At 58.2% G+C, this 25,122-nt stretch carries 25 protein-coding genes and 1 tRNA gene; 14 read left to right on the top strand and 12 right to left on the bottom strand.

Features of this window, described 5'->3' with window-relative positions; all coding sequences use genetic code 11:
• The first annotated feature begins 18 nt into the window (after nucleotides 1–18).
• Nucleotides 19–1,695 (top strand): MFS transporter, encoded by a 1,677-nt coding sequence (locus tag CAL20_RS09515; RefSeq protein ID WP_094820563.1) that lies wholly within the window; start codon nucleotides 19–21, stop codon nucleotides 1,693–1,695.
• Nucleotides 1,696–2,134: 439 nt separating this feature from the next.
• On the opposite strand, the gene CAL20_RS09510 is transcribed toward CAL20_RS09515, so the two are convergent.
• Nucleotides 2,135–2,353 (bottom strand): hypothetical protein, encoded by a 219-nt coding sequence (locus CAL20_RS09510; protein ID WP_094820562.1) that lies wholly within the window; start codon nucleotides 2,351–2,353, stop codon nucleotides 2,135–2,137.
• 138 nt (nucleotides 2,354–2,491) lie between these two features.
• Nucleotides 2,492–3,397, bottom strand: a complete 906-nt coding sequence (locus CAL20_RS09505) for a LysR substrate-binding domain-containing protein (RefSeq protein WP_094820561.1) — start codon at nucleotides 3,395–3,397, stop codon at nucleotides 2,492–2,494.
• Between the two features lie 113 nt (nucleotides 3,398–3,510).
• On the opposite strand from CAL20_RS09505, the gene CAL20_RS09500 reads away from it, so the two are divergent.
• The 4 genes from CAL20_RS09500 to CAL20_RS09485 all read left to right on the top strand — a co-directional run bounded on the left by CAL20_RS09500 (nucleotide 3,511) and on the right by CAL20_RS09485 (nucleotide 6,922).
• Nucleotides 3,511–4,104, top strand: a complete 594-nt coding sequence (locus tag CAL20_RS09500; protein WP_094837809.1) for an amino acid synthesis family protein — start codon at nucleotides 3,511–3,513, stop codon at nucleotides 4,102–4,104.
• The gene (locus CAL20_RS09495; protein ID WP_094820560.1) at nucleotides 4,101–4,868 is read left to right on the top strand and encodes an alpha/beta fold hydrolase; all 768 of its coding nucleotides are present in this window, start codon (nucleotides 4,101–4,103) and stop codon (nucleotides 4,866–4,868) included. Before CAL20_RS09500 ends, CAL20_RS09495 begins: the two co-directional genes overlap by 4 nt.
• Nucleotides 4,869–4,900: 32 nt before the next feature.
• On the top strand, nucleotides 4,901–5,860 hold the full coding sequence (locus CAL20_RS09490) for a Bug family tripartite tricarboxylate transporter substrate binding protein (protein ID WP_094820559.1): 960 nt from the start codon (nucleotides 4,901–4,903) through the stop codon (nucleotides 5,858–5,860).
• Between the two features lie 162 nt (nucleotides 5,861–6,022).
• Nucleotides 6,023–6,922, top strand: a complete 900-nt coding sequence (locus CAL20_RS09485) for a recombination-associated protein RdgC (RefSeq protein ID WP_094820760.1) — start codon at nucleotides 6,023–6,025, stop codon at nucleotides 6,920–6,922.
• Between the two features lie 178 nt (nucleotides 6,923–7,100).
• On the opposite strand, the gene CAL20_RS09480 is transcribed toward CAL20_RS09485, so the two are convergent.
• From CAL20_RS09480 to CAL20_RS09470, 3 genes are all read right to left on the bottom strand, one after another.
• Nucleotides 7,101–8,393, bottom strand: coding sequence for an aspartate carbamoyltransferase (locus tag CAL20_RS09480; RefSeq protein WP_094820558.1), 1,293 nt, complete (start codon nucleotides 8,391–8,393; stop codon nucleotides 7,101–7,103).
• Nucleotides 8,394–8,485: 92 nt separating this feature from the next.
• Nucleotides 8,486–8,920 (bottom strand): BPTD_2524 family lipoprotein, encoded by a 435-nt coding sequence (locus CAL20_RS09475; RefSeq protein WP_094837683.1) that lies wholly within the window; start codon nucleotides 8,918–8,920, stop codon nucleotides 8,486–8,488.
• A gap of 103 nt (nucleotides 8,921–9,023) precedes the next feature.
• On the bottom strand, nucleotides 9,024–9,152 hold the full coding sequence (locus CAL20_RS09470; RefSeq protein ID WP_094820556.1) for an entericidin A/B family lipoprotein: 129 nt from the start codon (nucleotides 9,150–9,152) through the stop codon (nucleotides 9,024–9,026).
• Nucleotides 9,153–9,328: 176 nt separating this feature from the next.
• Between CAL20_RS09470 and CAL20_RS09465 the strand changes: the two genes are divergently transcribed.
• On the top strand, nucleotides 9,329–9,688 hold the full coding sequence (locus CAL20_RS09465) for a hypothetical protein (RefSeq protein WP_094820555.1): 360 nt from the start codon (nucleotides 9,329–9,331) through the stop codon (nucleotides 9,686–9,688).
• Between the two features lie 80 nt (nucleotides 9,689–9,768).
• Here CAL20_RS09465 and CAL20_RS09460 read toward each other — a convergent pair whose 3' ends face one another.
• The 3 genes from CAL20_RS09460 to CAL20_RS09450 form a co-directional block, all read right to left on the bottom strand.
• Nucleotides 9,769–10,110 carry a hypothetical protein gene (locus tag CAL20_RS09460; RefSeq protein ID WP_094820554.1) on the bottom strand — a complete coding sequence of 114 codons (342 nt, stop codon included), beginning with the start codon at nucleotides 10,108–10,110 and terminating at the stop codon, nucleotides 9,769–9,771.
• Nucleotides 10,111–10,220: 110 nt separating this feature from the next.
• Nucleotides 10,221–12,230 (bottom strand): DUF4139 domain-containing protein, encoded by a 2,010-nt coding sequence (locus CAL20_RS09455; RefSeq protein ID WP_094837682.1) that lies wholly within the window; start codon nucleotides 12,228–12,230, stop codon nucleotides 10,221–10,223.
• A gap of 193 nt (nucleotides 12,231–12,423) precedes the next feature.
• Nucleotides 12,424–12,500, bottom strand: a tRNA-Met gene (locus CAL20_RS09450).
• Nucleotides 12,501–13,114: 614 nt separating this feature from the next.
• Between CAL20_RS09450 and CAL20_RS09440 the strand changes: the two genes are divergently transcribed.
• Nucleotides 13,115–14,575: an aminotransferase-like domain-containing protein gene (locus tag CAL20_RS09440; RefSeq protein ID WP_094837808.1), complete on the top strand. Its 1,461-nt coding sequence runs from the start codon at nucleotides 13,115–13,117 to the stop codon at nucleotides 14,573–14,575.
• Between the two features lie 168 nt (nucleotides 14,576–14,743).
• On the opposite strand, the gene CAL20_RS09435 is transcribed toward CAL20_RS09440, so the two are convergent.
• A complete protein-coding gene (locus tag CAL20_RS09435; RefSeq protein ID WP_094837680.1) occupies nucleotides 14,744–14,989 on the bottom strand; it encodes a hypothetical protein in 246 nt (81 codons plus the stop codon).
• Between the two features lie 182 nt (nucleotides 14,990–15,171).
• Here CAL20_RS09435 and CAL20_RS09430 point away from each other — a divergent pair, with 182 nt between their 5' ends.
• Nucleotides 15,172–15,432, top strand: coding sequence for a hypothetical protein (locus tag CAL20_RS09430; protein ID WP_256981399.1), 261 nt, complete (start codon nucleotides 15,172–15,174; stop codon nucleotides 15,430–15,432).
• 48 nt (nucleotides 15,433–15,480) lie between these two features.
• Here the strand turns inward: CAL20_RS09430 and CAL20_RS09425 are convergent, their stop codons facing one another.
• Together CAL20_RS09425 and CAL20_RS09420 are read right to left on the bottom strand one after the other, a co-directional pair.
• Nucleotides 15,481–16,761 carry a glycosyltransferase gene (locus tag CAL20_RS09425; RefSeq protein WP_094837678.1) on the bottom strand — a complete coding sequence of 427 codons (1,281 nt, stop codon included), beginning with the start codon at nucleotides 16,759–16,761 and terminating at the stop codon, nucleotides 15,481–15,483.
• 300 nt (nucleotides 16,762–17,061) lie between these two features.
• A complete protein-coding gene (locus tag CAL20_RS09420; protein WP_094820549.1) occupies nucleotides 17,062–17,655 on the bottom strand; it encodes a BPSL1445 family SYLF domain-containing lipoprotein in 594 nt (197 codons plus the stop codon).
• 247 nt (nucleotides 17,656–17,902) lie between these two features.
• Between CAL20_RS09420 and CAL20_RS09415 the strand changes: the two genes are divergently transcribed.
• The 4 genes from CAL20_RS09415 (at nucleotide 17,903) to CAL20_RS09400 (ending at nucleotide 21,323) form a co-directional block, all read left to right on the top strand.
• The gene (locus tag CAL20_RS09415; protein WP_217903909.1) at nucleotides 17,903–19,108 is read left to right on the top strand and encodes an MFS transporter; all 1,206 of its coding nucleotides are present in this window, start codon (nucleotides 17,903–17,905) and stop codon (nucleotides 19,106–19,108) included.
• Between the two features lie 124 nt (nucleotides 19,109–19,232).
• Nucleotides 19,233–19,760 carry a 2,4'-dihydroxyacetophenone dioxygenase family protein gene (locus CAL20_RS09410; RefSeq protein ID WP_094837677.1) on the top strand — a complete coding sequence of 176 codons (528 nt, stop codon included), beginning with the start codon at nucleotides 19,233–19,235 and terminating at the stop codon, nucleotides 19,758–19,760.
• Nucleotides 19,738–20,496, top strand: a complete 759-nt coding sequence (locus tag CAL20_RS09405) for an SDR family NAD(P)-dependent oxidoreductase (RefSeq protein ID WP_094837676.1) — start codon at nucleotides 19,738–19,740, stop codon at nucleotides 20,494–20,496. Before CAL20_RS09410 ends, CAL20_RS09405 begins: the two co-directional genes overlap by 23 nt.
• Before the next feature lie 107 nt (nucleotides 20,497–20,603).
• Nucleotides 20,604–21,323: an SDR family NAD(P)-dependent oxidoreductase gene (locus CAL20_RS09400; RefSeq protein ID WP_094837675.1), complete on the top strand. Its 720-nt coding sequence runs from the start codon at nucleotides 20,604–20,606 to the stop codon at nucleotides 21,321–21,323.
• Between the two features lie 2 nt (nucleotides 21,324–21,325).
• Here the strand turns inward: CAL20_RS09400 and CAL20_RS09395 are convergent, their stop codons facing one another.
• Nucleotides 21,326–22,897, bottom strand: coding sequence for an EAL domain-containing protein (locus CAL20_RS09395; RefSeq protein ID WP_094837674.1), 1,572 nt, complete (start codon nucleotides 22,895–22,897; stop codon nucleotides 21,326–21,328).
• Nucleotides 22,898–23,272: 375 nt separating this feature from the next.
• On the opposite strand from CAL20_RS09395, the gene CAL20_RS09390 reads away from it, so the two are divergent.
• The gene (locus CAL20_RS09390; protein WP_143277054.1) at nucleotides 23,273–24,064 is read left to right on the top strand and encodes a helix-turn-helix domain-containing protein; all 792 of its coding nucleotides are present in this window, start codon (nucleotides 23,273–23,275) and stop codon (nucleotides 24,062–24,064) included.
• Nucleotides 24,065–24,173: 109 nt separating this feature from the next.
• Nucleotides 24,174–25,073: a LysR family transcriptional regulator gene (locus CAL20_RS09385; RefSeq protein WP_094837673.1), complete on the top strand. Its 900-nt coding sequence runs from the start codon at nucleotides 24,174–24,176 to the stop codon at nucleotides 25,071–25,073.
• Nucleotides 25,074–25,122 lie beyond the last annotated feature (49 nt).

The following is a 25,122-nucleotide window of genomic DNA, read 5'->3' as shown; positions in this document are numbered from 1 at the left end:
CCAAAACGAGGAGACATCATGAGCACAGCATCGATGGCCAGCCCAGGCCCATCCGCGGGCCCGCGCCCGATGACCAAAGACGAACGGCGCGTGATCTTCGCGTCGTCGCTAGGCACGGTATTCGAGTGGTACGACTTTTATCTGTATGGCTCGCTTGCGGCCATCATTGCGGGACACTTCTTCTCGGGTGTAAATCCCACAGCCGCGTTCATCTTCGCGCTGCTGGCTTTTGCGGCAGGCTTTGCGGTACGGCCCTTTGGTGCCCTGGTCTTTGGCCGTCTGGGCGACCTCGTCGGCCGTAAATACACCTTTCTGGTCACCATCGTCATCATGGGCCTGTCCACGTTCCTCGTGGGCGTGCTGCCCAGCTATGCCAGCATTGGCATTACCGCCCCCGCGATTCTGATCGTGCTGCGGCTGTTGCAAGGCTTGGCGTTGGGCGGCGAATACGGCGGCGCAGCCACCTACGTGGCCGAACACGCGCCGCAAGGCCGTCGCGGCGCCTACACCGCCTGGATCCAGACCACGGCCACACTGGGCCTGTTCCTGTCCCTGCTCGTCATCATGGGCGTGCGCGGCCTGATGGACGAAGAATCCTTCAAAGCCTGGGGCTGGCGCATTCCGTTCCTGATCTCCGTGGTGCTGCTGGGCATCTCGGTGTGGATCCGGATGCAGCTCAACGAATCGCCGACCTTCAAACGCATGAAAGAAGAAGGCCGCGGCTCCAAAGCTCCTCTGACCGAGTCTTTCGGCCAATGGAAAAACCTGAAAGTCGTGCTCATCGCACTGCTGGGGCTGACTGCGGGTCAAGCCGTGGTGTGGTACACCGGCCAGTTCTACGCCTTGTTCTTCTTGACCAAGACGCTGCAAGTCGACGCCAACACCGCCAACATCCTGATCGCGCTGGCCCTGTTGATCGGCACGCCGTTCTTCCTGCTCTTTGGCTCGCTGTCCGATCGCATCGGCCGCAAACCCATCATCATGGCGGGCTGCTTGATCGCCGCGGTGACCTATTTCCCGATCTTTCAGGGATTGACCCACTTCGCCAACCCCGCGCTTGAAAAAGCCCAGGCGTCGGCGCCGGTCACCGTGATTGCGGATCCGGCGACCTGCTCGTTCCAATTCAATCCGGTGGGTACCTCGTCATTCACGAGTTCATGCGATGTGGTCAAGTCGTTCTTGGCGAGTAACTCGGTGAACTACGCCAACCAGGCAGCCCCCGCCGGCACCGTAGCCAAGGTCAAAATCGGCAATGACGAGTTTCCTTCCTTCGAAGGCAAGGACATGTCGGCCGATGAGTTCAAGGCCAAGTCAGCCGAGCTGAAAACCGCATTGACCAACGCGATCCGCAGCCACGGCTATCCTGCCAAGGCGGATCCGGCACAAATGAACAAAGTCATGGTGGTAGTCCTGCTGACCATTCTGGTGATCTACGTGACCATGGTGTACGGACCGATCGCCGCCATGCTGGTCGAAATGTTCCCCACCCGCATCCGCTACACCTCAATGAGCTTGCCGTATCACATCGGCAATGGCTGGTTCGGCGGCTTCTTGCCCCCGGTGGCGTTCGCGATCGTGGCTGCGACAGGCAACATCTACGACGGCTTGTGGTATCCGATCATCATCGCCGTCATGACGCTGGTCATCGGAACCTTGTTTGTCCGCGAGACCAAAGACGTGGACATCAACGACTGATACCGCTTTTTTCCCCCGCCAGGCAGGACTGCTGCGCCTGTCTGGCTCTTCCAAGCTCCTTCGGGAGCTTTTTTTTGGTCAGTCCCAATAGCTCAGAACGCTGCTGTCAGAGGCGTCAACCCGCAACAGCCGCGACGAGATTTTTTATAAGACTGAGATTCAGGACGATGTCAGACCGCCGCGATTAGACTGGAACCTCAGAACACGGCCTTGCCCTACATTGCCGGACGTTTGATCCCCAGTCCGACGATTGCAGGGCCAGTTCTCTGACACCGATGCTACGCCCCCCGCGAGCCTTTAACGGCGTAGCATTGTGTGACCCTGCCAGGCCCGGCTTTTTTAAGCCGGGCCTTTTTTTGCCGCCGGGCCGTCCCAAGGCAAAAAACGCCCCCTCGGGGGGCCGCAAGCCAAAGGCGCAGCGTGGGGGTCTTTTTTGCCTTCAACGGCGGCGGCCGAAGCCGATCACCAGCACACCCACCACGATCGCAGCTACACCGGCCCACGTCGGAATCGATACCGATTTTTCCGTTTCCGCCGTCGCCTTGACCGAACCGATCTGCAACACGGTTTCTTCGCTGGTGTAGTCGAATCCCTTGTACACCAATGCCGCCGCACCCAATGCGATCAGCACCGCACCCACAAGCGTCGCCAGTTTCATCGTTATCATCCTTTATTCATCAATGACGATGCGGCGGACGATACCAGAAGGTCCGGCGTCTGTCAGTGACAGAACGCGTCGCACTACGCTACCAGTCAGAATCGTTACCGATCCATTGTGCGACGCAACGTCCGCTCACTAATACAAAGTAGCCCCTTTGCGCCGCGTGAACTGCGCTAACGAACGCAACGCCAAAGCATGCATCGCAGCTACCGACGGCAAAAGCGTCTCATCCCGACGCGTCAACACACCGACGATACGCTCGACAACAGGCTCGACCAAGGGCACAAACGCCAGGCCCGTACTCGCCGGCGGTCGAGCCAAGACGGGCAATGCGGTCACTCCGAGCCCTCCCGCGACACTGGCCAACAACGAGGCGCGATTCGAAATATCCATCGCCGGATCATCCACGCCAGCGCCGAGTTGGCGGCCTTTTAGCGTGGCAAACGTCGCATTCGCAATCAAGCGCTCGCCGGCCAACGCAGACCACGGAACACTGCGGCGCCGTGCCAAGGGATGCGTCTTGCGGCAAACCAGACCAAAACTATCGCGCGCAACAGGGCTGAACGCCAACTCCTCCGTACGCGGCAACTGGCCTGCCACCCCCACTTGGACATCCCCCGACAGCACCAGACGATGCACATTGGGAGAAGACTCATCCACCGCACGGATTCGCACGTCAGGATGGCGCTGCGCATAACGCGCCACCAATCGCGGCAGCCACTCATCTGCCAACGAAGGCATCACCGCTAAAGACACCGGCCCCTGGTATCCCATCGCATAGAGCCTCGCCCCGTCCTGGACACGGTCATGCGTAGCCAGCAACTCTCGAAACGACGGCAGCAACGTCTGTCCCAATGGCGTCAAGCGCGCACGTTTGCCAGGCTCGAACAACGGCGCGCCAATCTGCTGTTCCAAGTCTTGCATGGCTGCCGAAACGGCTGCTTGTGAACGAAAAGTGCCGTGTGCCGCATCCCTGAAACTGCCAAGATCGGCCGCCAATACGAACTGACGCAAATGCTGAATTTTTAATGGAGCAGACATCGGATGCCATCCGGCTAATTTCGGATTTTCCGAAATTAACATGAATTATTTTAGATTGCTAAAACTGGGCTGCACCCCCAACAATGCATGCATCGTTCAACTGGGAGCCCAGCATGTCTGTGCAAATTCGCAAAGTCGTCAGCTACGTAGAAAAGACCCTGATCGAGGGGGGCAAAGCCGCCGAAAAGCCGCTAGTGATGATCGTGGCCGCCGCCGTGATCCGTAACCCGTGGGCCGACAAGCCGTTCCAGGAAAATCTGCGTCCGGAAATCCTTGCCGCCGCACCGCCATTGGGCGAATTACTGGTCGGCGAAATCCTGCGTCATGCAGGGTCGTCCGATGCCATCGAGGCCTACGGTAAAGCCGCTGTCGTCGGCACCTCGGGCGAAGTCGAGCACGCCTCAGCCCTGATCCATACCCTGCGTTTTGGCAACGCGTATCGCAACGCGGTAGAAGGCACCAGCTACCTGAGCTTCACGAACACGCGCGGCGGCCCCGGTTGCGTGATTTCGATTCCGATGATGCATAAACAAGACGAAGGCTTACGTTCGCACTATCTGACCGTACAGACCTGCATCTACGACGCGCCGGCCCCCGATGAAATCGTGATTGCCTTGGGCGCGGCCACCGCCGGCCGTCCGCATCACCGCATCGGCAATCGCTATTCCGACTTGAAAGAACTGGAACAAGAGGCGCAAGCAAAATGAACGCTGCGCAGCGCCGATCAGGCGAAGGCGAACCCCTGGTGCTGTTGCATGGCGTGGGCCTGGATCATCACTTGTGGAATGACCTCGCCCCCTGCCTGGAACCGGATTTCGAGGTCTTGCGTTACGACCTCCTCGGTCACGGACAGGCAGCGCCACTACGAGCTGCAGTCACACCAGAGGATTTCGCCAAACAACTGGACCAGGTCCTGGACCACGCCGGCTGGAATGACGTTCATTTGTTGGGCTATTCCATGGGAGGCCTGATTGCAGGCCATTACGCCGCGACCAGGCCCGCACGCGTCAAGCGGCTGGCACTGCTGAGTACCGTCTATCAACGTACCGAGGCCGAAGCCGCCGCCGTCCGCGCGCGGCTCGATGCGTCTGCGACTCAGGATGCACAAGCCTCGACAGAAATCTCTCTAGCGCGCTGGTTCACCCCTGCGTACCGGCAAACCCACGAAGCTCGCGTCCAGGAAATCGGACGGCGCTTGCTCGCCAACGATCGCGCAAGTTTTCTGCATGCGTATCGGATGTTCGCCACAGGCGATCGTCTGATCGATACACACGCGATCCGTTGTCCGGTGCTGGTCATGACAGGCAGCGATGACGTGGGGTCCACGCCACGCATGAGCACAGCCCTGGCCACCGACCTGCCGCAGTCGCAATTGCAGATCGTGGCAGGACAGCGCCACATGTTGCCCGTGGAAGCCCCCGCTATCGTGGCTCAAGCGTTGTGCGGCTTTTTCTCGCGAGCCTCTGCATAAGCACTATTCCCGCCTCGGGGAGGAGACACATCATGAATCGCAGAACCCTACTCAAATACGCTGCCGCCCTAGGCGCCGCAGGACTTGTTCAACCCGCCTGGACGCGCGAAGCGCCGTTGCGCGTCGTCGTCCCATTTCCGCCAGGCGGCGGCACCGACGTACTCGGGCGCGTGATCGCCGCCTCGCTAGAGCCCGCACTGAACCGCTCCGTCATCGTCGAAAACAAGCCCGGAGCCAGTGGCATGCTGGGCGCGGACTACACCGCCAACGGTGCCAAAGACGGCAGTATCTTGCTATTTGCAGGCCTGGTCCCCTCTGTGCGCTACTACGCCAGGCCGCCTGAAGAAGTGCTCAAACAATTGGCGCCGGTATGTCCGATCGCGCGCTCGCCGTACATGGTTGCCGTGAACGCCGACGTGCCGGCCAAGACCTTGAAAGAGCTGGTCGAGCAAGCCAAGGCACACCCTCAGGATCTGACCTTTGGCACACCTGGCAACGCCACGCCCCAACATATCGCCACCGAGCTCATGCAGGCCGCCTGCGGCATCGACATGCTGCACGTGCCCTACCGAGGCACCGGCCCCATGATGACGGACTTGTTGGGCGGACAGATCCAGGTGGTCGTGGCGACCGTCGCCGCTGTCGAGCCCTACCTGAAAAGCGGCCGGCTGCGCGTGCTGGCCGTCACCAGTGCAGAACGCCTAACCAAATATCCGGACATCCCCACAGTCGCGGAAAGCGGCTATCAGGGATTTGCCGCACAAATCCAGTTCGGCACGTATTGCGCCGCAGGGACACCGGCGGAAATCATCGCCGCGCTGAATCAGGGCGTAAACCGCGCACTGCAAACGGAAGACGTCCGACGCAAACTGGGCGAACAAGGCTTCACGCCCACAGGAGGCACGCCCGAGGCATTGCAAACGGCCTTGTTGTCGGAAATTCGCGAGGTCGCGGCCCTGGTGAAATCAGGCAAAGTCAAAGTCGATCTCTAGCCATAAAACGCAGCCCCATTAACCGGACGTTACACGGCCGGCACCTGGAGGAACCCAGCGTCCAGAGCCCGCCCGATGTCGCCTCGAGATACACAAGAAAAGCACTGACCTGCCGGCGAGTCGGGCAAGGGTCGTATAGAATCAACCCTTTTGCCCGACGCCATGTGGTTCAAGAATCTCAAGATCTACCGACTATCCGCACCGTGGACGCTGACCGGCGAACAGCTTGAAGAAAGCTTGGCTCGGCATGCTTATCAATCCGGCAACAATCTCGAAATGCAGAGCGTGGGCTGGATTTCTCCCCGCGAAAATGCTGCGCTGTCGCACACCGTCAATCAGCAGATTTTGCTCAGCCTGCGTGCCGAGAAAAAACTGCTGCCAACCACGGTCGTCAACCAGGTCGCTCGCGCCCGCGCTCAGGAAATCGAAGAGCAACAGGGCTACAAGCCCGGCCGCAAGCAAATGAAGGAAATCAAAGAGCGCGTCACCGACGAGCTCTTGCCCAAGGCCTTCAGCGTCTATCGCGACACGCGCGTCTGGATCGATCCGGTCAATCACTGGCTGGTAATTGACGCCGCCGCCTCGGCCAAGGCCGATGAAGTCATCGGCCTGCTGGTCAAGACCATCGACCCGCTGCCGCTGGAAAATCTGTACGTCGCGCAATCGCCCGCCGCCGCCATGACCGGCTGGCTGGCCGCTGACGAGGCCCCTAGCAATTTCAGCATCGACCAGGACACTGAATTGCGCGCCTCGGGCGAAAGCCGCGCCGCCATTCGCTACGTCAAGCACTCCATTGACGTCGACGACGTGCGCCGCCACATTCAGTCAGGCAAACAATGCACCCGCTTGGCCTTGACTTGGGCCGACCGCGTGTCCTTCGTGCTGACCGAAGCCCTCGACGTAAAGCGTGTCGCGCCGCTGGACGTTCTCAAGGAAGGCAACGACACTGTCATGCAAAATGACGATGAGAAGTTCGATTCCGACATGGCACTGATGACGGGCGAACTGGCCAAATTGCTGGCCGACCTGACCGAAGCCCTCGGCGGCGAAAAGCGTATTTAAAAAAAATACCCCAACGGCTGGGGGTTCAATCCAGCCTTTGGGGTATTGCATTGCGTTCATCGCGACGCCTTCCTGCTTGCTACCCCCAACGTGGGATTTACCGTGGGGCGCCCCGACGGTAAAAAAGCAGCCTCGACGACCACGTCAGGCGGCCAGACATGACCGCCTGCCAGGGCAATCAATCCAGCCCGTGGAAAATCGAATCGTCCGGACCGATATGCGACGGATGTTTCCACGTCACGTCACGCATCGAATGCTGCACCAGACCTTCCACCCCTAGCAGCACCGCGAAAATCGCCATCCGGATCGGAATACCGTTATCCGTTTGACGGAAAATCGCCAGACGCGGATCGTCATTCAGATCCGTGCTCAGATCGTTGGCGCCAGGCCGGCTGTCGCGCGGCAGCGGGTGCATGACAATCGTGTCGGGTCCGCAATGCGCGTCGATGGTCGCGCGGCTGATCTGAAACTCGGGCGTGTAGCCTTCGCTTTCCTCGTTGGCGAAACGCTCCTTCTGCACGCGCGTCGCATAAATCACATCCGCCCCCGTCAAACCTTCTGCCAGGCTGCTTTTCTGCTCGATCACATTGTCGTTACGGCTGGCCTGTTCGATGATGTAATCCGGCATTTCCAGGCCCGGAGGAGAAATCAAGGTGAACTTGATACCCTTGTACAAGGCCAATAGCTTGATCAGCGAATGCACCGTACGCCCGTATTTCAGATCGCCGACCATGGCGATATGAGCACCATCGAGCAGCTTACCCAGGCGCGAAAACTCGGTCAGTATCGTATACAGGTCCAACAGCGCCTGGCTGGGATGCTCACCCGGACCGTCGCCGCCGTTGACCACGGGAATATTCGTGGCCTGTGCAAACTCGGCGACGGACCCTTTATCGGGATGACGGATCACCATGGCGTCAACATAGCCGCTCATGACACGGCTGGTGTCGTAAATCGACTCGCCCTTGGCCATCGAGGAAAAGGTAAACCCGGTGGTATCGCACACCGAACCGCCCAAGCGGCAGAATGCCGCACCAAAACTCACGCGCGTCCGCGTACTGGCCTCAAAAAACAGATTACCCAGCACCGCGCCTTCCAGAACGCGAGACACTTTTTGCCGACGGGCAATAGGCTGCATCAAATCCGCCACGCGGAACAGGTCCTCGACCGATTCGCGAGTAAATTGATCCACAGACAGCAATTGGTGCTTGCCGTTCACCGCGATTCGTTCGCGCAGTGGGCCCACCTGTGCGCTTTGCGTATATTTTTCGAGCAAAGCACCGTTTTGCACGATTTCGCTGACAAAACGCTCGACCACCTCGGGCATCGCACGAAACTCCTGCGATCCTTCCGGCAGGAGCCACGTGTCTAGGGCACGCCGTTTCACACCGATACGGGTGGCGAAAACATCGCGAGTCAGATTGAGGCGACGCATGGCGTCGCGTAGAAAGGCTTGCTGGGAAATGGACATGGCGGCCCCTGGGTTGCTAATGTACGCAATGCGTATATTAAACCCAGGATTTCGTGCGTCGCAAGCGATTTTCTATCGTGATTCGAAGCGCGTTACTTGTTGTCCAAGGGACGGCATACCGGCGTCGCGCTCTGGATCGAAGTCTTGGCTGCCTCGATCTCGGCTTGATCCCATTGTCCCTCGCCCAGGACCATAACGGTGACGTTCGACGTATTCGGACCGTCTGATTGGGCTCGAATGATTTCCAAAATTTTGGCGGGCTCGGTTTGCTTGAAAATCCGGATCTCGTTGGGTGCGCCCTTTTCCCCCAGACTTTGATGCGACTGGTACACAACACCATAGGGATAGGCGCGCTCGTTATGGCACACACGCACATATTCGCCCGCGCGCCGATGCGCCGCCTGCACATCCGCCTGTACCGGAAAAGTTTCTGTCGCTCCTGGAGGATCGCCGGACAATAAACCTTTGCTGGCGCAACCGCTCAATACAACGGCAATGCTCAACCCTGCCAGACCCAAAGTGCGCATAGTCATTCCCACTAGATAGTACTAATGGTGGCATTATGCATCACACGGGCCGCACGTCGTGCGGCGTGCCGCCCACGAAACATGTGAGCGGCGGCTGCCCGCCTCAATCAGCGGCGCGTTGAATACTTTCACCACCTTTCTCGATGTCCTTGCCTGCCCCCGCAATCGTATTGCAACCCGCCGAGATGGCTGACACAGCAAGCAGAACGACGAGCAAAATGCGATTTTTCATGAGTTCTCCTATGACGACTTATCATCGGGGCCAGACCTACTGACCCTGGAGCCGGACCTCAGACTGCCGGCCCGGTAATCATGCACCGTTTTTTAACAAATCGCCAAACAAATCGGCGCGCCAACGGCGCACACTGTGTCATACACGCCATAGCTTTCATAAGGTAGGATGACGGTATGCGACATTCTTCTTCTACGCCCGGCAATTCGGACCAAGGCTGGGGTTGGCAACAGCCCGCCCAGGGCTCAGCTGCGTTGGCATTATTCATCGATGATCTGCATCGTGTATTGCAGGCCCATACCGCCCGGCGGCTGGCCGGCGCATCCCCGTTAAGCCTCGCACAGGAGCAGGTCGATGCCCTGCTCGCCCGCTACGTCGAGATGCGCAAAGCGCCGGAGATTTTCGAAGGGCAATCGGTCACCTTGAAAGAAGGCACGGACCGGGATGGCGTATCGCACACAGTGCCGATCTTTTCGCCGCATCTGAAACAGGCCTTGGTGGCCATGCTGGGCCAGCCGGGCAATCAGGCCCAGTAACCGCAGTGGCGCAGCAGCCGCCGCGCACCGATTCAATAACACCACAAGGCTGCCAGCCAGCCCTATCTGGCACCGAGCGCCTACTGCTTGGCCGCTGCCTGCATCGGTCCCGGCCACGGCTCCGTTTCCAGTGCCAGGCGTGTCTCTTGAAAGCCCCCTAACCCAGTCTTCAGCAAACCCGTGTTCAGTGCCTGGCCAATAGCACGCCGGCATAGCGTTTCAAAATCGTCAGATAACGACTGGAATGCCCCATCGGGAATACGCAGCCGCAAGCTGGCATCCGCCGAATCCGCGGCCGAGGCAGCGTCACCTATATGCACATGCGCCGGATAGCCATGCGGGCACCAAACACCCACATAGTATTGTCCTTGCGCACCTATATCTGCGATATAGCCGGGATGATCATACTTGGCTGTACCCATGTGACACGTCTCCTGAGAAGATATAGCTGATAACCCGCCTGGGCATGGTATCCCATGCCCGAAGCGGCTGCTACAGTGGGATTTACCCCAAGACAAACAAGGCTTCAGTCTCAGAACGTTCTGAGAATCTGTTGCACTTTGCCGTCGAGACTGTGAACATCGTCCTGTAGTGCGGCCCGCTTGTCGCTCAACCCGCGGATTTCGTTTTCGCTACTTTCAAGCTGCTTCAGATAACGCGTACTCAAATCGCTGCTACCCGGCACCGCGCCGAGGTTCTGCCGAATGCGCTCCTGTTCATTCACCAGACGCTCCCGTGCTTCGTCCAACTCTTGCAGAGCGGCCTGTGCATCGATTTGCTTTCTGCGTGCCTCGGCCAACTGGACCAGTTTGGCCGCCAAGGCCTTGTCGGGACTGGAAGCCGACCACGCCAACAACATGTCGGGTGCAGTATCAACCACCGCATAGGCATTGCGCTGCAACTGCTCGTCCACGGCTTCCAATGTCTGTTCTTTGCCGGCCGCGACAGTGGCCTTTAACCGATGGTGGGTAGCGGTTTTGCCGTCACTGGCAGGCGATGAGAACGTCCACCCCGGCCGAACTGGATGCTCGATGACGACAACACGCTCGCCGTCCAGGGCGCCAGAAACGGTGTACCGCGTCACGACGCGCGCCTTTTGCGTCAAGCGCAGCAACCCGTCCACGACCTTGATCTCAACGACTTCATCGGCCGGCTGTTGATCCTCGGTAATGCTTACCTTCCGATCTGTGGCAAAGCTGACCAGACGCGTATCCTCGTTGGGCAACCCTACCAGCTGGGCATCGCCGACATATCCAGATTGCGCGTCATAAATCGTGAGGATGCCGCCAGGCAGGCTGACACCTGTCGTGTTCTGGAGCATCAATGCAGCCACGGGATGGGGTGACGATGCGCCCGCCTGATACACAGACACCATTGTGGCCGGCACTTCAGCGTCAACAATAGGCGCAGACAACGTGTCGCCATTGGCCAGATCGTACGTGCCTGGCAACGCAAACGTGGCCGAAACATCACTTTCACTCGTTGCGGTGCCGTCCTGCGCGGACGCCACTGCTCCACCGTATTGGTCCGCCATTGCGATAGGTGCGGGAGCTGCTGCCTCCAGCATCGGAGCCGCAGGCGCCGGACGAATCGCTCTCATCCGAGCGGACGCCGCCGGCTCAGCAGCACGCGCTGCCTGTTCACGGTTGGCCAAGTTTCCCGTATCCGCCCTGGGCACGTTGGTCGAAGCCGTATTGACCGGCAGCTCGTATCGATTCTTCCAATACAACTGATGCAGACGCTGCCTGAGCGTCACAGGGTCCGCAGAGCTCAGCACGATTTTGACATGCTTCCAGTCTTCTCCACTGGCATTCTCCAATACGGTCCAGGCCTGCAAACGGGCTTTTCCGTCGTCCCGAGCCACAACCTTGTATGCGGTCTTCCATATGGGTGAGGCAATCACATATGAAACGTCGACATTGTTATTCGACGTGCCGGCCACATGGATACTGATCACGCGCGATCGATCGTTCTTGGCACGTGCCATCGCGTCGGCGGCTTCGACGAGCTTGTCCCTCAGTGCAGTGTCATCGACCGCGACAGATGCGTCTTGCGACAGCTCCAGCGTCGCGACCGCGCCTGCGGACGTCAGCGCGGACAGCAGAAAAAACTGGGCGCCATCGGCACCTTTGCGCGGCTCGACTCCCAACACCTTGCCCTGCACCGTTTTGCCATTACTCGTCACCGTCACAGCGGCACCTTGCAAAGCGGTCAATAGCGCAGGCACTGAGGCCAGCGCCTCAGGCGGAAACGGCAGGCCTTTGAAACTTTCCTCAAGCGGCCTGGGGCCCGTCAACGAAAACCCCGATACCGAAGCCGTGGAACTGTTCAGCACCAAGCTTTTTAAAATATCGTCGACCTGATCAAGCGGCACCTCCAGACGAATGGTGCCATCCTGACTCACAGGGGCGGCCCTGACTATCTCGGCCAAGCCGCCCGATGAGAGTCTGATTTCGCGTATCGAGCCATTATTATCTGACGCCCAGACACTCATCGGGGCCAAAGCCGCGATGCACAAGCTTACGACGGTACGATGGAACATGACTCCTCCTGCACGCCCTATGCGCTGATTTTCAGGTCGTACTATAGCCGCGCGCCCCGGTGTTCGCAGCGGTGCACGACGAGCGTGGCGGGCCAGTCCGGAAAACGGCGTAATCTGATCTAAGGCCGGACTGTGTACGGAGTCGAAAAAACAAAACGCTTCCGGCGAAATTCGCACGGAAGCGTTTTAGATTTGGTTGCGGGGGCAGGATTTGAACCTACGACCTTCGGGTTATGAGCCCGACGAGCTGCCAGACTGCTCCACCCCGCGTCTGATGTTTGTAATCATAGCATAATATTCGATGCGCTGCATCAATCTTTTGACCCATACACGCCAAGCCGGGCGTGGCCGTATACATAACAGATGTGTCAGACTCTCGGCCCTGAGCAGGATCGCACGGGTGTCTTCGAACACATAAGACTCCCCCTGCCGCAACGGCGACTGGGCGATGTACGGCATGGCGTCGCCATCACGCGGAATGGATTGATGCTGGATGACACTGCCCGTCAGGCAGATCAGCACCGTACCCTGGATGCCGTGCACTGTTTGTGTCGCGCCGGGGGGCAAGACGATTTCTTCCGTCAAACTGGATGTACTGGTGCCGGAGGCTCTGCTGCTGGTCATGATGGCGTTCCTGAGGAAAATGGCCGTATCCCCGCTTACTGCCCGCCAAGGGGCCGTTTTTGCCTTGGGGCGGCCCGGCAGAAAAAACCCCGAACCGTCCAGTCAGATTACGCGCCTCGCATTCATCGCAACAGACACACAGGCTGGTTTTCTGTGCCGTAACAGACAGCGTTTTGGGGATCTGTTATGGTCGTCTTTCCCGCAAACTGTGTATTACGGTTTGGCCCGATCGGGCTCATGATGCTGAGATGGATGTGCCTATGACCTCCCCTCAAGTTCAGCCTACCCACGAGCAGCCCCTATATCAACGGCTGGCCGATCACTATCGCCGGGCCATCGATAACGGCGTGTTGGCGCCCGCCGAGCGTATGCCATCGGTGCGCAACCTGGTCCGTACGCATCGCGTCAGCCTGTCAACGGCGCTGCAAGCCTGCCGGCAACTCGAAGACGACGGCCTGATCGAAGCCCGCCCGCGCTCGGGGTATTTCGTGCGCGCCAAGCATCGCACGGTCATGCTGCCGGCGTCCGAACCTGATCTCGGAGTATTGCCTGGCCCCGCCAACTACGTAGGGATCCATGATCGTGTCTCGGAATTCATCGCGCAGTGCGAACGGCACACGACCAGCATCAATCTGGCCCTTGCCGCAGCCGCACCGGAACAGTATCCGGCCGAAGCGCTCAAGCAGGCGATGATTCGCGCCGTGCGCCAGCATCCCACCATGCTGGTCGATCACGTGCCGCCCCACGGCCATCCGGAACTGCGTACCGTCCTGGCGCGCCGCGCCCTGGAATTAGGCATGAACCTGGGGCCGGACGATATCGTGGTGACCCACGGCTGTATCGAGGCTGTCAACCTGGCGCTGCGGGCGGTCGCCCGTCCGGGGGATACCGTTGCCGTCGAATCGCCGGTGTACTTCGGCCTGCTACAGATTTTGGAAAGCCTGGGCATGCGCGCGCTAGAGATTCCAACCAGCCCGCAACACGGCCTGTCGGTCGACGCGCTGGAATTGGCGCTGCAGACCCATCCGCACCTGCGCGCCGTCGTTGTTGTGCCCAATTTTCAAAACCCATTGGGATGCGTCATGCCGGATACCGAAAAGGCTCGGTTGGTGAGGCTGTGCGAACGCCATCAGATTGCCCTCATCGAAGACGACACCTATGGATTGCTCTGCGATGACAATCAATTGCGGCCAGCGATCAAGTCCTGGGATCACACCGGCAATGTGATTTATTGCGCCTCAATGCATAAGACCCTGGCACCCGGCATGCGCTTGGGGTGGATGACGGGCGGCCGCTGGGCCGCGCGTGTCGCCATGCTGAAATTTGCGCAAAGCCGATCAAATGAGCCCCTGGCCCAGGTGGCGGTCGCCGAATACATGGGGTCCAAAGCCTATGATCGTCATCTGATCCGTCTGCGCCGCCAGTTGAAGAGCCAACGCGAGCACATTGCCGAAGACGTGGCCCGATATTTCCCGCCGGGTACTCGTCTGAGCATGCCCGAAGGCAGCATGCTGCTATGGGTGGAAATGCCTGGCCAACGGTCCAGCACCAAAGTCTTTGAACGGGCCTTGGCGCATGGAATACGCATCGCCCCCGGCACCATGTTTTCCAATTCTGACCGCTACAGCCACTTCTTGCGGCTGAGCTGCGGCTCGCCCTATACGCCGCAGATGGCCCAGGCCATGCGTACGCTCAGCGATATCGTGGCTGAGGTGGGCTAGTCTCGACCAGCAGACCAGCCTCGGGCCCGATTCTTGCTCATTGATGTCAGGATTTAACCGCCTGGGGTAAACCCTTGCTCCACAAGGACATTTTCTTTCTTTGCCCAAGCTATCCCAAGGGTTGTCCACAGAAGCTGTGGGTAAGTCGAGCAATGGCCCTCGGAGAGCTTATTTGACGGCAGCCAGCACGCTGTCACGGACGCTTTCAAAACCCGCCACGTATTGCGGATTTTCAGAACGCGCCAACAAGCTGGAATAGTTCTGTTCCAACTGCGCTTCGATCGCCTCACGCAGACCGGGCGACGATTTGGCCAGATGCAGCATTGATGACAGGACCGAGTTCAATGCATCGATGCGCCCGCCCTGATGCGAAATCGTGTGCACGATAACTGCGATTTGTTCTTGAATATCCATGAAAACCTCGTGAAGAATGACGTTTGGCGGGCATGCTAGCATGCCCGCCGATAATAGCTATCGCACTTGCACAGAGCATCTCTGTGCTTTGTAATAGCACTGATCTTATTCGTGGAATCCCCATGCTGCTTCGCCCGCTCACTTGTGTTTTGACGTTTTCGCTGCTCGCTGCCTGCACCAGCATGAGCAAAACTACGCCCACCGGACCCGATACGTACCAGGTGACGTATAACGCCGGAGCGAAATGGCAGACGTGGGTCGAGGTCAAACACATTGCCCGTGAGCAAGCCGAGGCCCATTGCGCGTCGATGAACAAGCGCATGACGCAACCCAAGGTGACATCCAATCACGCTACGGGATTGATGCCCAAAGAAGCGACTATTGACTTCACGTGCGAGCCGCTACCAGCGTCCGCACCGTCAGAACAAAAATCGGGTTCGTAAACAAAACCCGGTCATGCATTCGTCCCCATTGGATCTTGCAAGCATCGATCAAGAGGCTCCGCCTACGGGCGGATTCTCTCCGCCCTGGCCAGCGATCTCAGCCAATTCCCAATCAGCGAGATTCGTCGCGTAGTCGCGCTCAAGTGGACGCCTGCCGCCAAACGGCTCTCGAGCCTCGACCTGAATATTGTCCGGGCCCAATACGCGATACGTCACATGCCCCCATCGCACGCGGCCTGCCCAATGCGCCGCGGCAATGACGCTCAGGTGAAAGACATCCACAATCGGCTGCAGACAGCCCAATACGAATTGGACCAACCGCACAGACCATGGGTCGGGCATATCCACCTGCCGGGACACTTCGCCGATCCCATATTGTTTCAGGCCACCAAGGGTCATCAACGATGCTAGCACCCAGATAGCGGTACCCTCCATCACGGCAAACCACATCGCCGTCCCCCAGCCGGACAAGCGCAGGCTGACCACACACAACCCCAGACGCCACAGTGCGGGCCGATAGATGCGGCACATCTGATACTGCCGGCGCGCAAAATGCCACGCGGAGACAAACGATTGTTGATTCGGCGATGGCACCAGCAATGACTTATGCGTCCCAACGCGCAGCCCCAATTCAGCAGCACGGCAAGCCAAGGCCAAATCATCGGAAAGCACGCGGTCAAATAGAGACCGCAAATCCAGCCGCTGCGCGACCAGCGTCGTCATGGCGATGCTGCCCCCCCATGTCACGCACGCACAATCCAGCTCTATACGCGGCAACAAGGTGATCGCACGATCAGCGGCCGTGACAAAATGCGCGCCGATGCGGTGTTTGGCGACTTGCTGCCAGCGATGGCCGCTAATGATGTCGTATTGCCCCGAAACGACAGGCCAGACCAAGCCGCCTAACCATTCTGCGTCGGGCACGATATCGCCATCCATCAATACAATGACTTTGATCTCCGGGTCCAGGCAATCCAGTGCGGCCTGCTGGTTGCGGCATTTCTGCGCTTGATGCATGGCTGGGCCCGCAACGATCAGCTTGATGGGGAACTTGGCGTTATGGGCCTCGGCTCGTACCCGGGCGTAGGCAGGATCCTGCTCGGACTCGACCGTGACAAGCAAACAGGCGGGTCGCAGGGTCTGCTTGTTGAGCGCTTCAAGCAGCGTCCCGAAAGATCGGGCCTCGCCCGTCAGAGGCAAAATCACTGACACCGGCACACATCCAGTCGGACTGTATTCGCGCAGCGAGATCAAGCGCATGACTACGCTCAACAAGGAAATGATGCTGATGCCTATAGCAGCAAAATAGAGAGCGTAAGCCAGGAACACGGATACCCACCATCAAAGTGAGCCTACTTTGTCTACGGCCCTATTCCCGGGCCGCGCCGATACACATGAGCCTAAGTGGACGATTTCATGACACTAAAGAAAATCTCACACCTTGATGTATTCGGACAATGCTATCACGTAAAAAATCTAAATATCACTAGGTGATACCGCGTGCTCGGCACAAAAAGGCCGCCGGTCTTGCCGTAGACTGGCGGCCTTTGCGCCGACCAAAAAATCGGCTCAGAAGAAAGAAAGCTGAGTTGCCGAATGGGCGTCCCGAACGGACGCCCCGTCGCTCTATCAGAGATCCAATTTGGAAATTTTCGCGCCTTCGAGCGAGACGCCCGCCATCAGCCCGGCATTGTTCAGAACAAAGCCGACAATGGGCTGCTGAGCGGTATTAGTATCAATGTTGCCGTTCGCCCCCACATGGGCGACAGCCACTGTCGCGTCCGCCCCCACCGTCCAGCCATTGCTGTTGCGGAATTTTTGCAGCGCCTCATCCGTCATGAACAGCAAAATGACTGCTTTGGACTGCGCGCCCGCCTGGAATCCTACCGAGCCTGTCGTGGTGCTGTAGTACCCGGAATCCACGCCGCCCACCCGCAGCACTCCCTTGCCATGCTGCGCGCCTACGATGAAGCTCGCGCTCAACACGGAGGGAAACACCAGAACCCCTCTGGCACGCTCTACCAAGGCTTTGGACTGCGGCGATGCCTCGTACAGCTTGCTCAGCGCAGCGTTCGCCCCGCTATTGATTTCCTGTCTCTGTTCGGCGGCACTGGCCGACGCTTTATCAGAGGTCGTGGTGCAGCCGGAAAATACGAGCCCTGCCACTGCCACCGTCATCGCCGCCATCGCAGCGCGACGCATCTTCGGGAATGTATTAAGCATGAGACGCTCCAGTTGTTATTGAGGGACCTTTCACTCTACTCGTCTGTTCCTACTCAAAACTGCGTGAGCCTGCAAGACATCCCTGCCAATCGCAACAAAGCAATTCGCAACCGCGCGACTTTGGGACGGAGAGTAGCGAACTGTTACGTGCGCGGCAGCACGACATGCAGGACATCTCGGATCTCCGTCGGGGGATCGGCACCTAGCTGCCTGATACCATATTACTCCCGAACCCCTGGAGTGGCGCGTGCGCCTCAATACGCAGCGACAAGCAGCATTACCGTTTTTCGACAGCATGCTGCTCGGTATTGCGCAAATCCTGATCTGGGGAGGCTCATTCTTTTTGCTTGCCGTGCTGGCCGAGCCCATCCATCGCGATACCGGATGGTCCATGACATGGATCTATGGTTCGCTGACAGTCGGCGTCTTGGTATCGGCACTGCTATCGCCACGGGCGAATGTCTATATCGCGCGCCGGCAAGGCCGCAAGCTGCTCATCGGATCGAGTTGGATCGTTGCGGCCGGGCTATGTGTAATTGGTCTCGCTCCCAATATTGCTGTGTTCGTCATAGGATGGGCGCTGATTGGCGTAGGCATGGCCGGTGGCCTGTATGACCCGCTGTTCACGACGCTGGGCATTATGTATGGGCAACGCGCGCGAGCTGTCATTAACGCGATCACGCTCATTGCGGGCTTTGCGACGACCGTCGTCTGGCCCGTGCTGGCCTGGATGGTCGAACCGCTGGGGTGGCGCGTTACGTGTTGGGCTTACGCCGGCGTGCTGGCTGCCGTAATGGCTCCGCTTTATTTGAAAGCCCTGCCGCAGGACATAAAGACTGATCCTGCCTCACCCATTCAAAAGAAAACCGTTCAAGCCACAGCCCCATCAGGCGGCGTCTCCCGGGGTACCTATTGGCTGCTATCGAGCGTGTTTTCCATTGCAGCCATATTGATGACGGCAGTATCCGTACAGATCATTGCGCTCTTGCAAGGCGCCGGACATAGTCTGGCCTCGGCCATCGCGCTCAGTGCGCTGATCGGGCCGAGCATGGTGGCCATGCGTGTAATCACATTCAGCCTCAAAAGCCTGCATCCCATCTGGATGGGATTACTCTCTGCGGGCTTTGTCGCAGGCGGATTACTATTGATTTTCATCAGCCCCCACGCGGCAGCACTCGGCATGGTGTGCTACGGCATAGGAAACGGGCTGCGCGCACTGGTGCGCGGCACCTTGCCGTTGGCCTTGCTGCCATCAACCATGCTTGCCCCGGTGATGGGCAAGTTAGCCCGGTCCTCGCTCCTGTGCCAGGCGTTCACTCCGCTGGTATGCGGCGCACTGATCACCCATATAGGCGCGACGGGCACGCTGTTTGTCCTGACTGCGCTGGCCATCACGAACCTGGGGTTGACGATGTGGCTGAGAAAGCGCGTCGCCCTGGTGCAGACTGCCTGATCGGCTTCGCCTTCTTCAAGACAAGGGTTTATACCTATAAACGGCGCTTTTGGGTTGGAAACGCTCGCCCTATAATGTCCATATTATAATCATATAGTTCATATTATGGACAAGGAGCGGTGTGATGCCCGTTGATAACAAAGATGCCAACCCGATGATGCCCTATCAGTACCCTAATCCGGTAGAGGCATTACCCGAGATTGTGGTGGAAAGCGCTATCCCCAGAGACGAGCGGCTATGGGTCCCGCAGGCGGAGAACGTCTGGTTCCGGCCCCTCTGTCTGAACGCCAGCCAGGGTTACTGGATGAATCTGCTGAAGGTTCGCAAGTCCGGCGTGTTGAGCCGGCACCGCCACCCCCAGGCCGTGCATGGCTTCGTCCTCAAAGGCAAATGGAAATATCTGGAGCACGACTGGTGGGCGCAGGAAGGCTCATATGTGTTCGAGCCCCCAGGCGAGACCCACACCCTCTATGTGCCCGAAGACTGCGAAGAAATGATTACCTACTTTCAAGTCAACGGCGTGATGTACTACACCGACCCTTGGGGCAAAGGCAACGGATATGAGGACGTATTCACCAAGATCGATATGTGTAAACGACATTTCGAGGCCGTGGGATTAGGGGCGGACTATGTCAAGCAATTCATCCGCTGATCACGGGCGATCCAGGGCGCAGTACGACTTCAGTGGACAAATCGCCATCGTCACCGGCGCCGGCAACGGCATTGGCGCCGAGATTGCCGCGCAACTGCAGCATGCTGGCGCCACGGTGGTGAACTGGGACCTGAGCCGCGGGACGGATGCCGCCGCGCTCTTTTGCGAAGTCGACGTGACGCGGCCGGATACCATTGCAGCGGCACTGCAAAAGGTTCAAACCCAGTTTGGCCGAGTAGACATTCTGGTCAATAGCGCCGGTTTGTCCGGCCCAACCGTACCGCTCATCGATTATGACCCGGCCGCGTGGCAACGCATCATCAATGTGAATCTGGTGGGCGTGTTTCACGTATGCCAATCGGTCGCGGCTGCCATGCGTACGAGCGGCTACGGCCGCATTGTCAACATCGCGTCGCTGGCAGGCAAGGAAGGCACGCCCAACGCATCGGCCTACAGCGCGTCCAAAGCCGGCGTACTCGCCCTGACGAAGTCACTGGGCAAAGAGCTCGCGCAGACCGGCGTGCTGGTCAATGCGATTGCGCCCGCCGCCATTCGTACTGCGCTATTGGAGCAGATGACACCCGAGCATGTGCAAACCATGATCAACAAGAGCCCGATGGCACGATTGGGCGAGGTCCAGGAAGTGGCCGAACTGGTGTCCTGGCTGTGTTCACCGTCCTGCACGTTCAGCACCGGTGCGGTGTTCGATCTGTCTGGAGGCCGAGCCACGTATTGATCGCTGTGGTCTCATGACGCGCGGTTCGTCGTGGTGCACGAGCGCGTCAGGGAACAGAATCTGACGGCCCACCGGCTCTACAACAAAGCAAAAGAAAGGAGTGCGATATGACGTTCGCCAATGATTTATATGCAGGGAAAACGGCGCTGGTGACCGGCGCTACGCAAGGCATCGGTGCGGGCGTGGCCAATGTGCTGGCACGGCTGGGCGCAAAGGTGATTGCGGTTGGCCTGGGCCGCGGTGACGGATCTCTCGATGACAATGTACAGGTCATCGAAGCCGACGTGACCAAACCGGATCAAGTCGCTGCCGTATTCGCTCGGATCGAGGCGCTGGATATGCTCGTGAACTGCGCAGGGATCATCAAACGCGGCGAGGAGCTGGATCCCGATGTGTTTGACCAGGTTGTAGCCGTCAATCTAAGCGGAACCATGCGCATGTGCGCCAGCGCGCGCGAGTTGCTCAAAGCCAGCAAAGGCTGCATCGTCAATACGGCGTCGATGCTTAGCTTTTTTGGCGGCGGTCTGGTGCCCGGCTATGCCGCAAGCAAAGGTGGCGTGGCCCAGCTGACGAAATCCTTGGCCATTGCCTATGCCAAGGATGGAATTCGCGTCAACGCGATTGCACCGGGGTGGATTGCCACGGCGCTGACGCAAGCGCTGCAGGACGACCCTCAGCGCGCGCAACCCATTCTGTCTCGTACGCCGCTGGGGCGTTGGGGCACGCCGCAGGATGTGGCCAATGGCGTGGCATTCCTGTGCTCGCCTGCGGCGTCATTTATGACGGGCGTGGTGATGCCGGTTGATGGGGGATATTTGGTCGTTTGAGCTCAGTGGGCACGCAGCGAATCAGCGCGTGATTGCGCCAGGAATTCGATGAACTGCGCGGCAGGCAAGGGTTTCGAGAAATACCATCCTTGGGCAAATTCGATGCCCTTGCCGACTAGATACTCGAGTTGAACCTCAGTCTCCACACCTTCTGCAACACATTGCAGATCCAGTGTTTTAGCCATGTCGATGATATGAGGCAAGACAGGACTCTTTGCCGTCACCTTGCCGATCGTGGCGACGAAGGACCTGTCGATTTTTATCATGTCAATCGGTAGAGCCTCCAGATGGGTGAGGCTGGCGTATCCCGTTCCAAAGTCATCCAGCGCAACTGAATGGCCAGCCGTATGGGCTCGTTCTATAGACTGGCGTGCCGATTCGATGTCCATCAAACCACGCTCTGTTGCCTCCAGCCAAACCTGCTCGCTGGGAATGCTCGCCTCGGCCAACAACCGCCGCAATACGCCCAGTACTCGGCCAGAGGACATGTCAGCAGCACTGACGTTAATGGCAATATGTAGATCCTTTTGCGCGAGCAGCGTCTCGGCCATATCGCGGACCACCGTCTCGATGACCTGATCCGTGATCGAAAAGATGAGCGCGTTCTTTTCCGCCTGCGGAATAAAGATATCTGGCGCAATGTACTCGCCATTTGGCTGCGGCCATCGCGCCAGCGCCTCTGCCCCGACACACGCACCGGTGCGCAGGTCGATTATCGGTTGATAATGCACCGTGAACGCGTGCTCTTTGACTGCTGTAGCGAGCCTGCCTTCAATCGAGGTGCGCTTTCTGATCAGTCCCAGTCCCAGAACGATAAATAGGACGGATATCACGATCGCAATCGGCAACATCACGTAAAGCAGCTTGCTGAACTCCGGACCAATCACGCCGATAGGGCTCATGGCAATGGCGGTCCATGGTCCTTCTTTGGCGACCGCATATACATGCGTGTCTTGCGAACCCGACGCCGGCTTTTTCTGCACGAGACGCACGAGCTCTCGATCTGGATTATTCTTTTCCATAATCAGACCGACTTGATCCAGCGTCACAGCCAACTGCGCGTCCTTGGTTCTCGCAATGTCCGTGAAGTTTCGAGGGTCTACGAGCACCTCATTGCTGCCGATGTAAAGAAGACTGCGCGGCTGGTTATTCGCCACCTGCGTCTGCAGGCGGGGAATCATATGCAGGCCGTTGTCCATCACATAGGATATTGCGTCGCTACGCGGTGCGGCGACTTTCGACGGGCCGTAATCGCTGCACTTCAGCAGGCCGTTCTCACCGCGGTAACCCATCCCCACAATAGACCGATTATTGGCGACCAGGCGACGCATCTCGGTGATATGTCCCTCCGAACACGGGATGCTCGCGTGGCGCTTTATTGCCTCAAGGGCTGCCTTGGCCTCGTCGAGTGTCGCCTCCGTGCGAGAGAGCATGCTCTCGCTCAAGTCTGTCAATTGACGCTGATAGGAATGGAGCGCCAGGTTCCGGGAGATCAGAACAGCGCTAACGATCGGGATACAAAGACTGGCAATAACAAGTAATGCAACGAGCGATCTCGAACGAGCCACTCTCATGATAAATAGCCCTTCTCACCGGAGAGAGCCATTGTTATAGCATTACAGACCGGGCTGAGATAGCGAGATGTTCCCCCTACGATGCCGCATGCACGCGGCGCGCGGTCAGCGGCGTCGAAGTCAGGCGCAACCTGACGATTCTTTGCACGGATTTACATCACACGGCAGAGATGTTTGTGCGATGAACGGTGACCTATCCAACTTCAGCCCCGAGATCAACCTTGCAAAACCGATACTTATTATCGGGACAGATGACTTTATTTGGGCCTCACGATTCCGTAGGATTGAACGCAATGTTTCCAAGCTCAGGCACCGAGAGCCCTTGCACGCGGGCCCCTGAGCGTCAGCATCATTCCTGATTGCCGCAAAAATATCATGCCCGTATATCTGTCTATAGACGACGCTTCGTTAGCGCACCGCACCAAGGAGTATCTTGGTCAATTTAGCTACTCGTCCATCCAGATGGAGAACAGCCAGTTGTTGCCGTCGACCGTTGCCCAGACACCCCATCTAGGCGTCTATATTGTCGATGTCACGGACGACGCGCTTTTCATGAAGCTGCCCAGATTCCGCGGCGAATCGCCTCACCATTTTGTCTTGGCCATAGGCGCCTTCAATGATGAGACCCATAAGAGCCAGGCATTACTCGCAGGCGCCGATGCCTGTCTTAACAGTGACTTTGGCGCCATAGAACTGGCAGCGAATCTGCATACGTTTTTCCGCAAGCATCCCGTTGCGCTCTCCGCGCACTCCCCACTCGCACCAAGCCCGAAGCCTGAACCGGCGCGGCCCGTCAAGCCAATCCGTAGCACCGCCAGTGCTGCGCCAGACTCGAATACCAGAGAGACCTGGACGCTGTGTCACGACTTCTGGATCCTGCAAACCCCTGCCGGCAACAAGCTGGAACTATCCAAGCACGAGCGCCGGATCTTTATTGAGTTGCATCGAAACCCCGACACGCCGATCGATCTGGCATCGCTCGAGCAATTCGATCCTGACCAAACCGACGGTGACGAATCCTCAGCCGCCGGCCATCCCGCCATGCGTACCTTGACTGTCGCAATCAGCCGCCTGAAAAAGAAAGCCATCCTGAATGGGAGCAAGCTGCCGCTGATGAATGTACGACAACAGGGGTATATGTTTTTCGGCGAGCTTATTCAAAAATAACGATGTAGCGTCATGTGTTGCCCCCTAATCACGCCTGCAGTCCTAAAGCACGCTCTGAGATAGATGGTTATAGTGTCAATTATTTCACACAGAAATGTGACGTACATCTATGGACATGCTGGCTGCGATGCGAATATATATTCGCGTGGTAGATTGCGGAACGCTTTCTGGCGCTGCCCGCGAACTGAACGTGGGCCAACCGGCCATCAGTGAGCGTTTGGCTCGGTTGGAAGAGCATCTAGGCATTCAGCTCCTGACCCGTACTGCGCGGTCGCTATCGTGCACCGAGGCCGGTAAAAAATTCTATGAACTGAGCATAAACACCATCGAAAGCGTCGATGCGGGTCTGCATGCAATCAAATCGCTCGACACCAGTCCATCGGGTACGCTGTGTATCGCTGTGCCGATTTGTTTCGACGACTACATCATGTCGTCTGCCTTGCTGAAAATCCGCAGCATTTTCCCCGACGTACGAGTTGAGCTGCGGTTCTACGACGGGCAGTCGGAATCAATGAGCGACGATGTCGACTTGATGATCCGGGTGGGGCCGACCAAAAATGAAAGGTTGATGGCATTTAACGTCGGGACAATTCATGGCCTGTTATTTTGCTCGAAGGAATACCTCGAAAAAAATAACGGCATACAACAAATCTCGGACCTCGAAAAACATCCGTTTATCAATCAGCCCGGCTTTTCTTCTGGAGAAAAGCTGTCGCTCGTCAATGACCAGGGCGATAAAGCACAAGTCATGATCAATGAAGTGATGGCGATCAATCACTGGGGCGCGATCTTTCAAATGATCAAGGAAGGGCAAGGCGTCGGCCTGTTGCCTAACGTGATGAGCCTATCTGCAAGTGCCGAGAAAACACTGGTCAGGATCTTTCCAGGCTACCGGACCGAAAAATCGGTGCCGGTATTCATCATGCTGCAGGAACGGCTGAAGAATTCGCTGAAGATCCGGAATGCGCTGACTGCGATCAAGGATGCGATCCTGGGATGTAATAGTTAGTGCCGTTGGCGCTATCGCTCCAAAGGAACAAATAAGGCCTCGAGTGTGA

It is taken from the genome of Bordetella genomosp. 4 (assembly GCF_002261185.1).
Lineage (GTDB): Bacteria > Pseudomonadota > Gammaproteobacteria > Burkholderiales > Burkholderiaceae_B > Bordetella_A.
This window is presented reverse-complemented; position numbering and strand designations above follow the sequence as displayed.

What these genes read in the sequence shown, in the direction of transcription:
- CAL20_RS09515 (WP_094820563.1), top strand. Translation starts at nt 19, where the DNA reads ATGAGCACAGCATCGATGGCCAGCCCAGGCCCATCCGCGGGCCCGCGC.
- CAL20_RS09510 (WP_094820562.1), bottom strand. Translation starts at nt 2,353, where the DNA reads ATGAAACTGGCGACGCTTGTGGGTGCGGTGCTGATCGCATTGGGTGCG.
- CAL20_RS09505 (WP_094820561.1), bottom strand. Translation starts at nt 3,397, where the DNA reads ATGTCTGCTCCATTAAAAATTCAGCATTTGCGTCAGTTCGTATTGGCG.
- CAL20_RS09500 (WP_094837809.1), top strand. Translation starts at nt 3,511, where the DNA reads ATGTCTGTGCAAATTCGCAAAGTCGTCAGCTACGTAGAAAAGACCCTG.
- CAL20_RS09495 (WP_094820560.1), top strand. Translation starts at nt 4,101, where the DNA reads ATGAACGCTGCGCAGCGCCGATCAGGCGAAGGCGAACCCCTGGTGCTG.
- CAL20_RS09490 (WP_094820559.1), top strand. Translation starts at nt 4,901, where the DNA reads ATGAATCGCAGAACCCTACTCAAATACGCTGCCGCCCTAGGCGCCGCA.
- CAL20_RS09485 (WP_094820760.1), top strand. Translation starts at nt 6,023, where the DNA reads ATGTGGTTCAAGAATCTCAAGATCTACCGACTATCCGCACCGTGGACG.
- CAL20_RS09480 (WP_094820558.1), bottom strand. Translation starts at nt 8,393, where the DNA reads ATGTCCATTTCCCAGCAAGCCTTTCTACGCGACGCCATGCGTCGCCTC.
- CAL20_RS09475 (WP_094837683.1), bottom strand. Translation starts at nt 8,920, where the DNA reads ATGCGCACTTTGGGTCTGGCAGGGTTGAGCATTGCCGTTGTATTGAGC.
- CAL20_RS09470 (WP_094820556.1), bottom strand. Translation starts at nt 9,152, where the DNA reads ATGAAAAATCGCATTTTGCTCGTCGTTCTGCTTGCTGTGTCAGCCATC.
- CAL20_RS09465 (WP_094820555.1), top strand. Translation starts at nt 9,329, where the DNA reads ATGCGACATTCTTCTTCTACGCCCGGCAATTCGGACCAAGGCTGGGGT.
- CAL20_RS09460 (WP_094820554.1), bottom strand. Translation starts at nt 10,110, where the DNA reads ATGGGTACAGCCAAGTATGATCATCCCGGCTATATCGCAGATATAGGT.
- CAL20_RS09455 (WP_094837682.1), bottom strand. Translation starts at nt 12,230, where the DNA reads ATGTTCCATCGTACCGTCGTAAGCTTGTGCATCGCGGCTTTGGCCCCG.
- CAL20_RS09440 (WP_094837808.1), top strand. Translation starts at nt 13,115, where the DNA reads ATGACCTCCCCTCAAGTTCAGCCTACCCACGAGCAGCCCCTATATCAA.
- CAL20_RS09435 (WP_094837680.1), bottom strand. Translation starts at nt 14,989, where the DNA reads ATGGATATTCAAGAACAAATCGCAGTTATCGTGCACACGATTTCGCAT.
- CAL20_RS09430 (WP_256981399.1), top strand. Translation starts at nt 15,172, where the DNA reads ATGAGCAAAACTACGCCCACCGGACCCGATACGTACCAGGTGACGTAT.
- CAL20_RS09420 (WP_094820549.1), bottom strand. Translation starts at nt 17,655, where the DNA reads ATGCTTAATACATTCCCGAAGATGCGTCGCGCTGCGATGGCGGCGATG.
- CAL20_RS09410 (WP_094837677.1), top strand. Translation starts at nt 19,233, where the DNA reads ATGCCCGTTGATAACAAAGATGCCAACCCGATGATGCCCTATCAGTAC.
- CAL20_RS09405 (WP_094837676.1), top strand. Translation starts at nt 19,738, where the DNA reads ATGTCAAGCAATTCATCCGCTGATCACGGGCGATCCAGGGCGCAGTAC.
- CAL20_RS09400 (WP_094837675.1), top strand. Translation starts at nt 20,604, where the DNA reads ATGACGTTCGCCAATGATTTATATGCAGGGAAAACGGCGCTGGTGACC.
- CAL20_RS09395 (WP_094837674.1), bottom strand. Translation starts at nt 22,897, where the DNA reads ATGAGAGTGGCTCGTTCGAGATCGCTCGTTGCATTACTTGTTATTGCC.
- CAL20_RS09390 (WP_143277054.1), top strand. Translation starts at nt 23,273, where the DNA reads ATGCCCGTATATCTGTCTATAGACGACGCTTCGTTAGCGCACCGCACC.
- CAL20_RS09385 (WP_094837673.1), top strand. Translation starts at nt 24,174, where the DNA reads ATGGACATGCTGGCTGCGATGCGAATATATATTCGCGTGGTAGATTGC.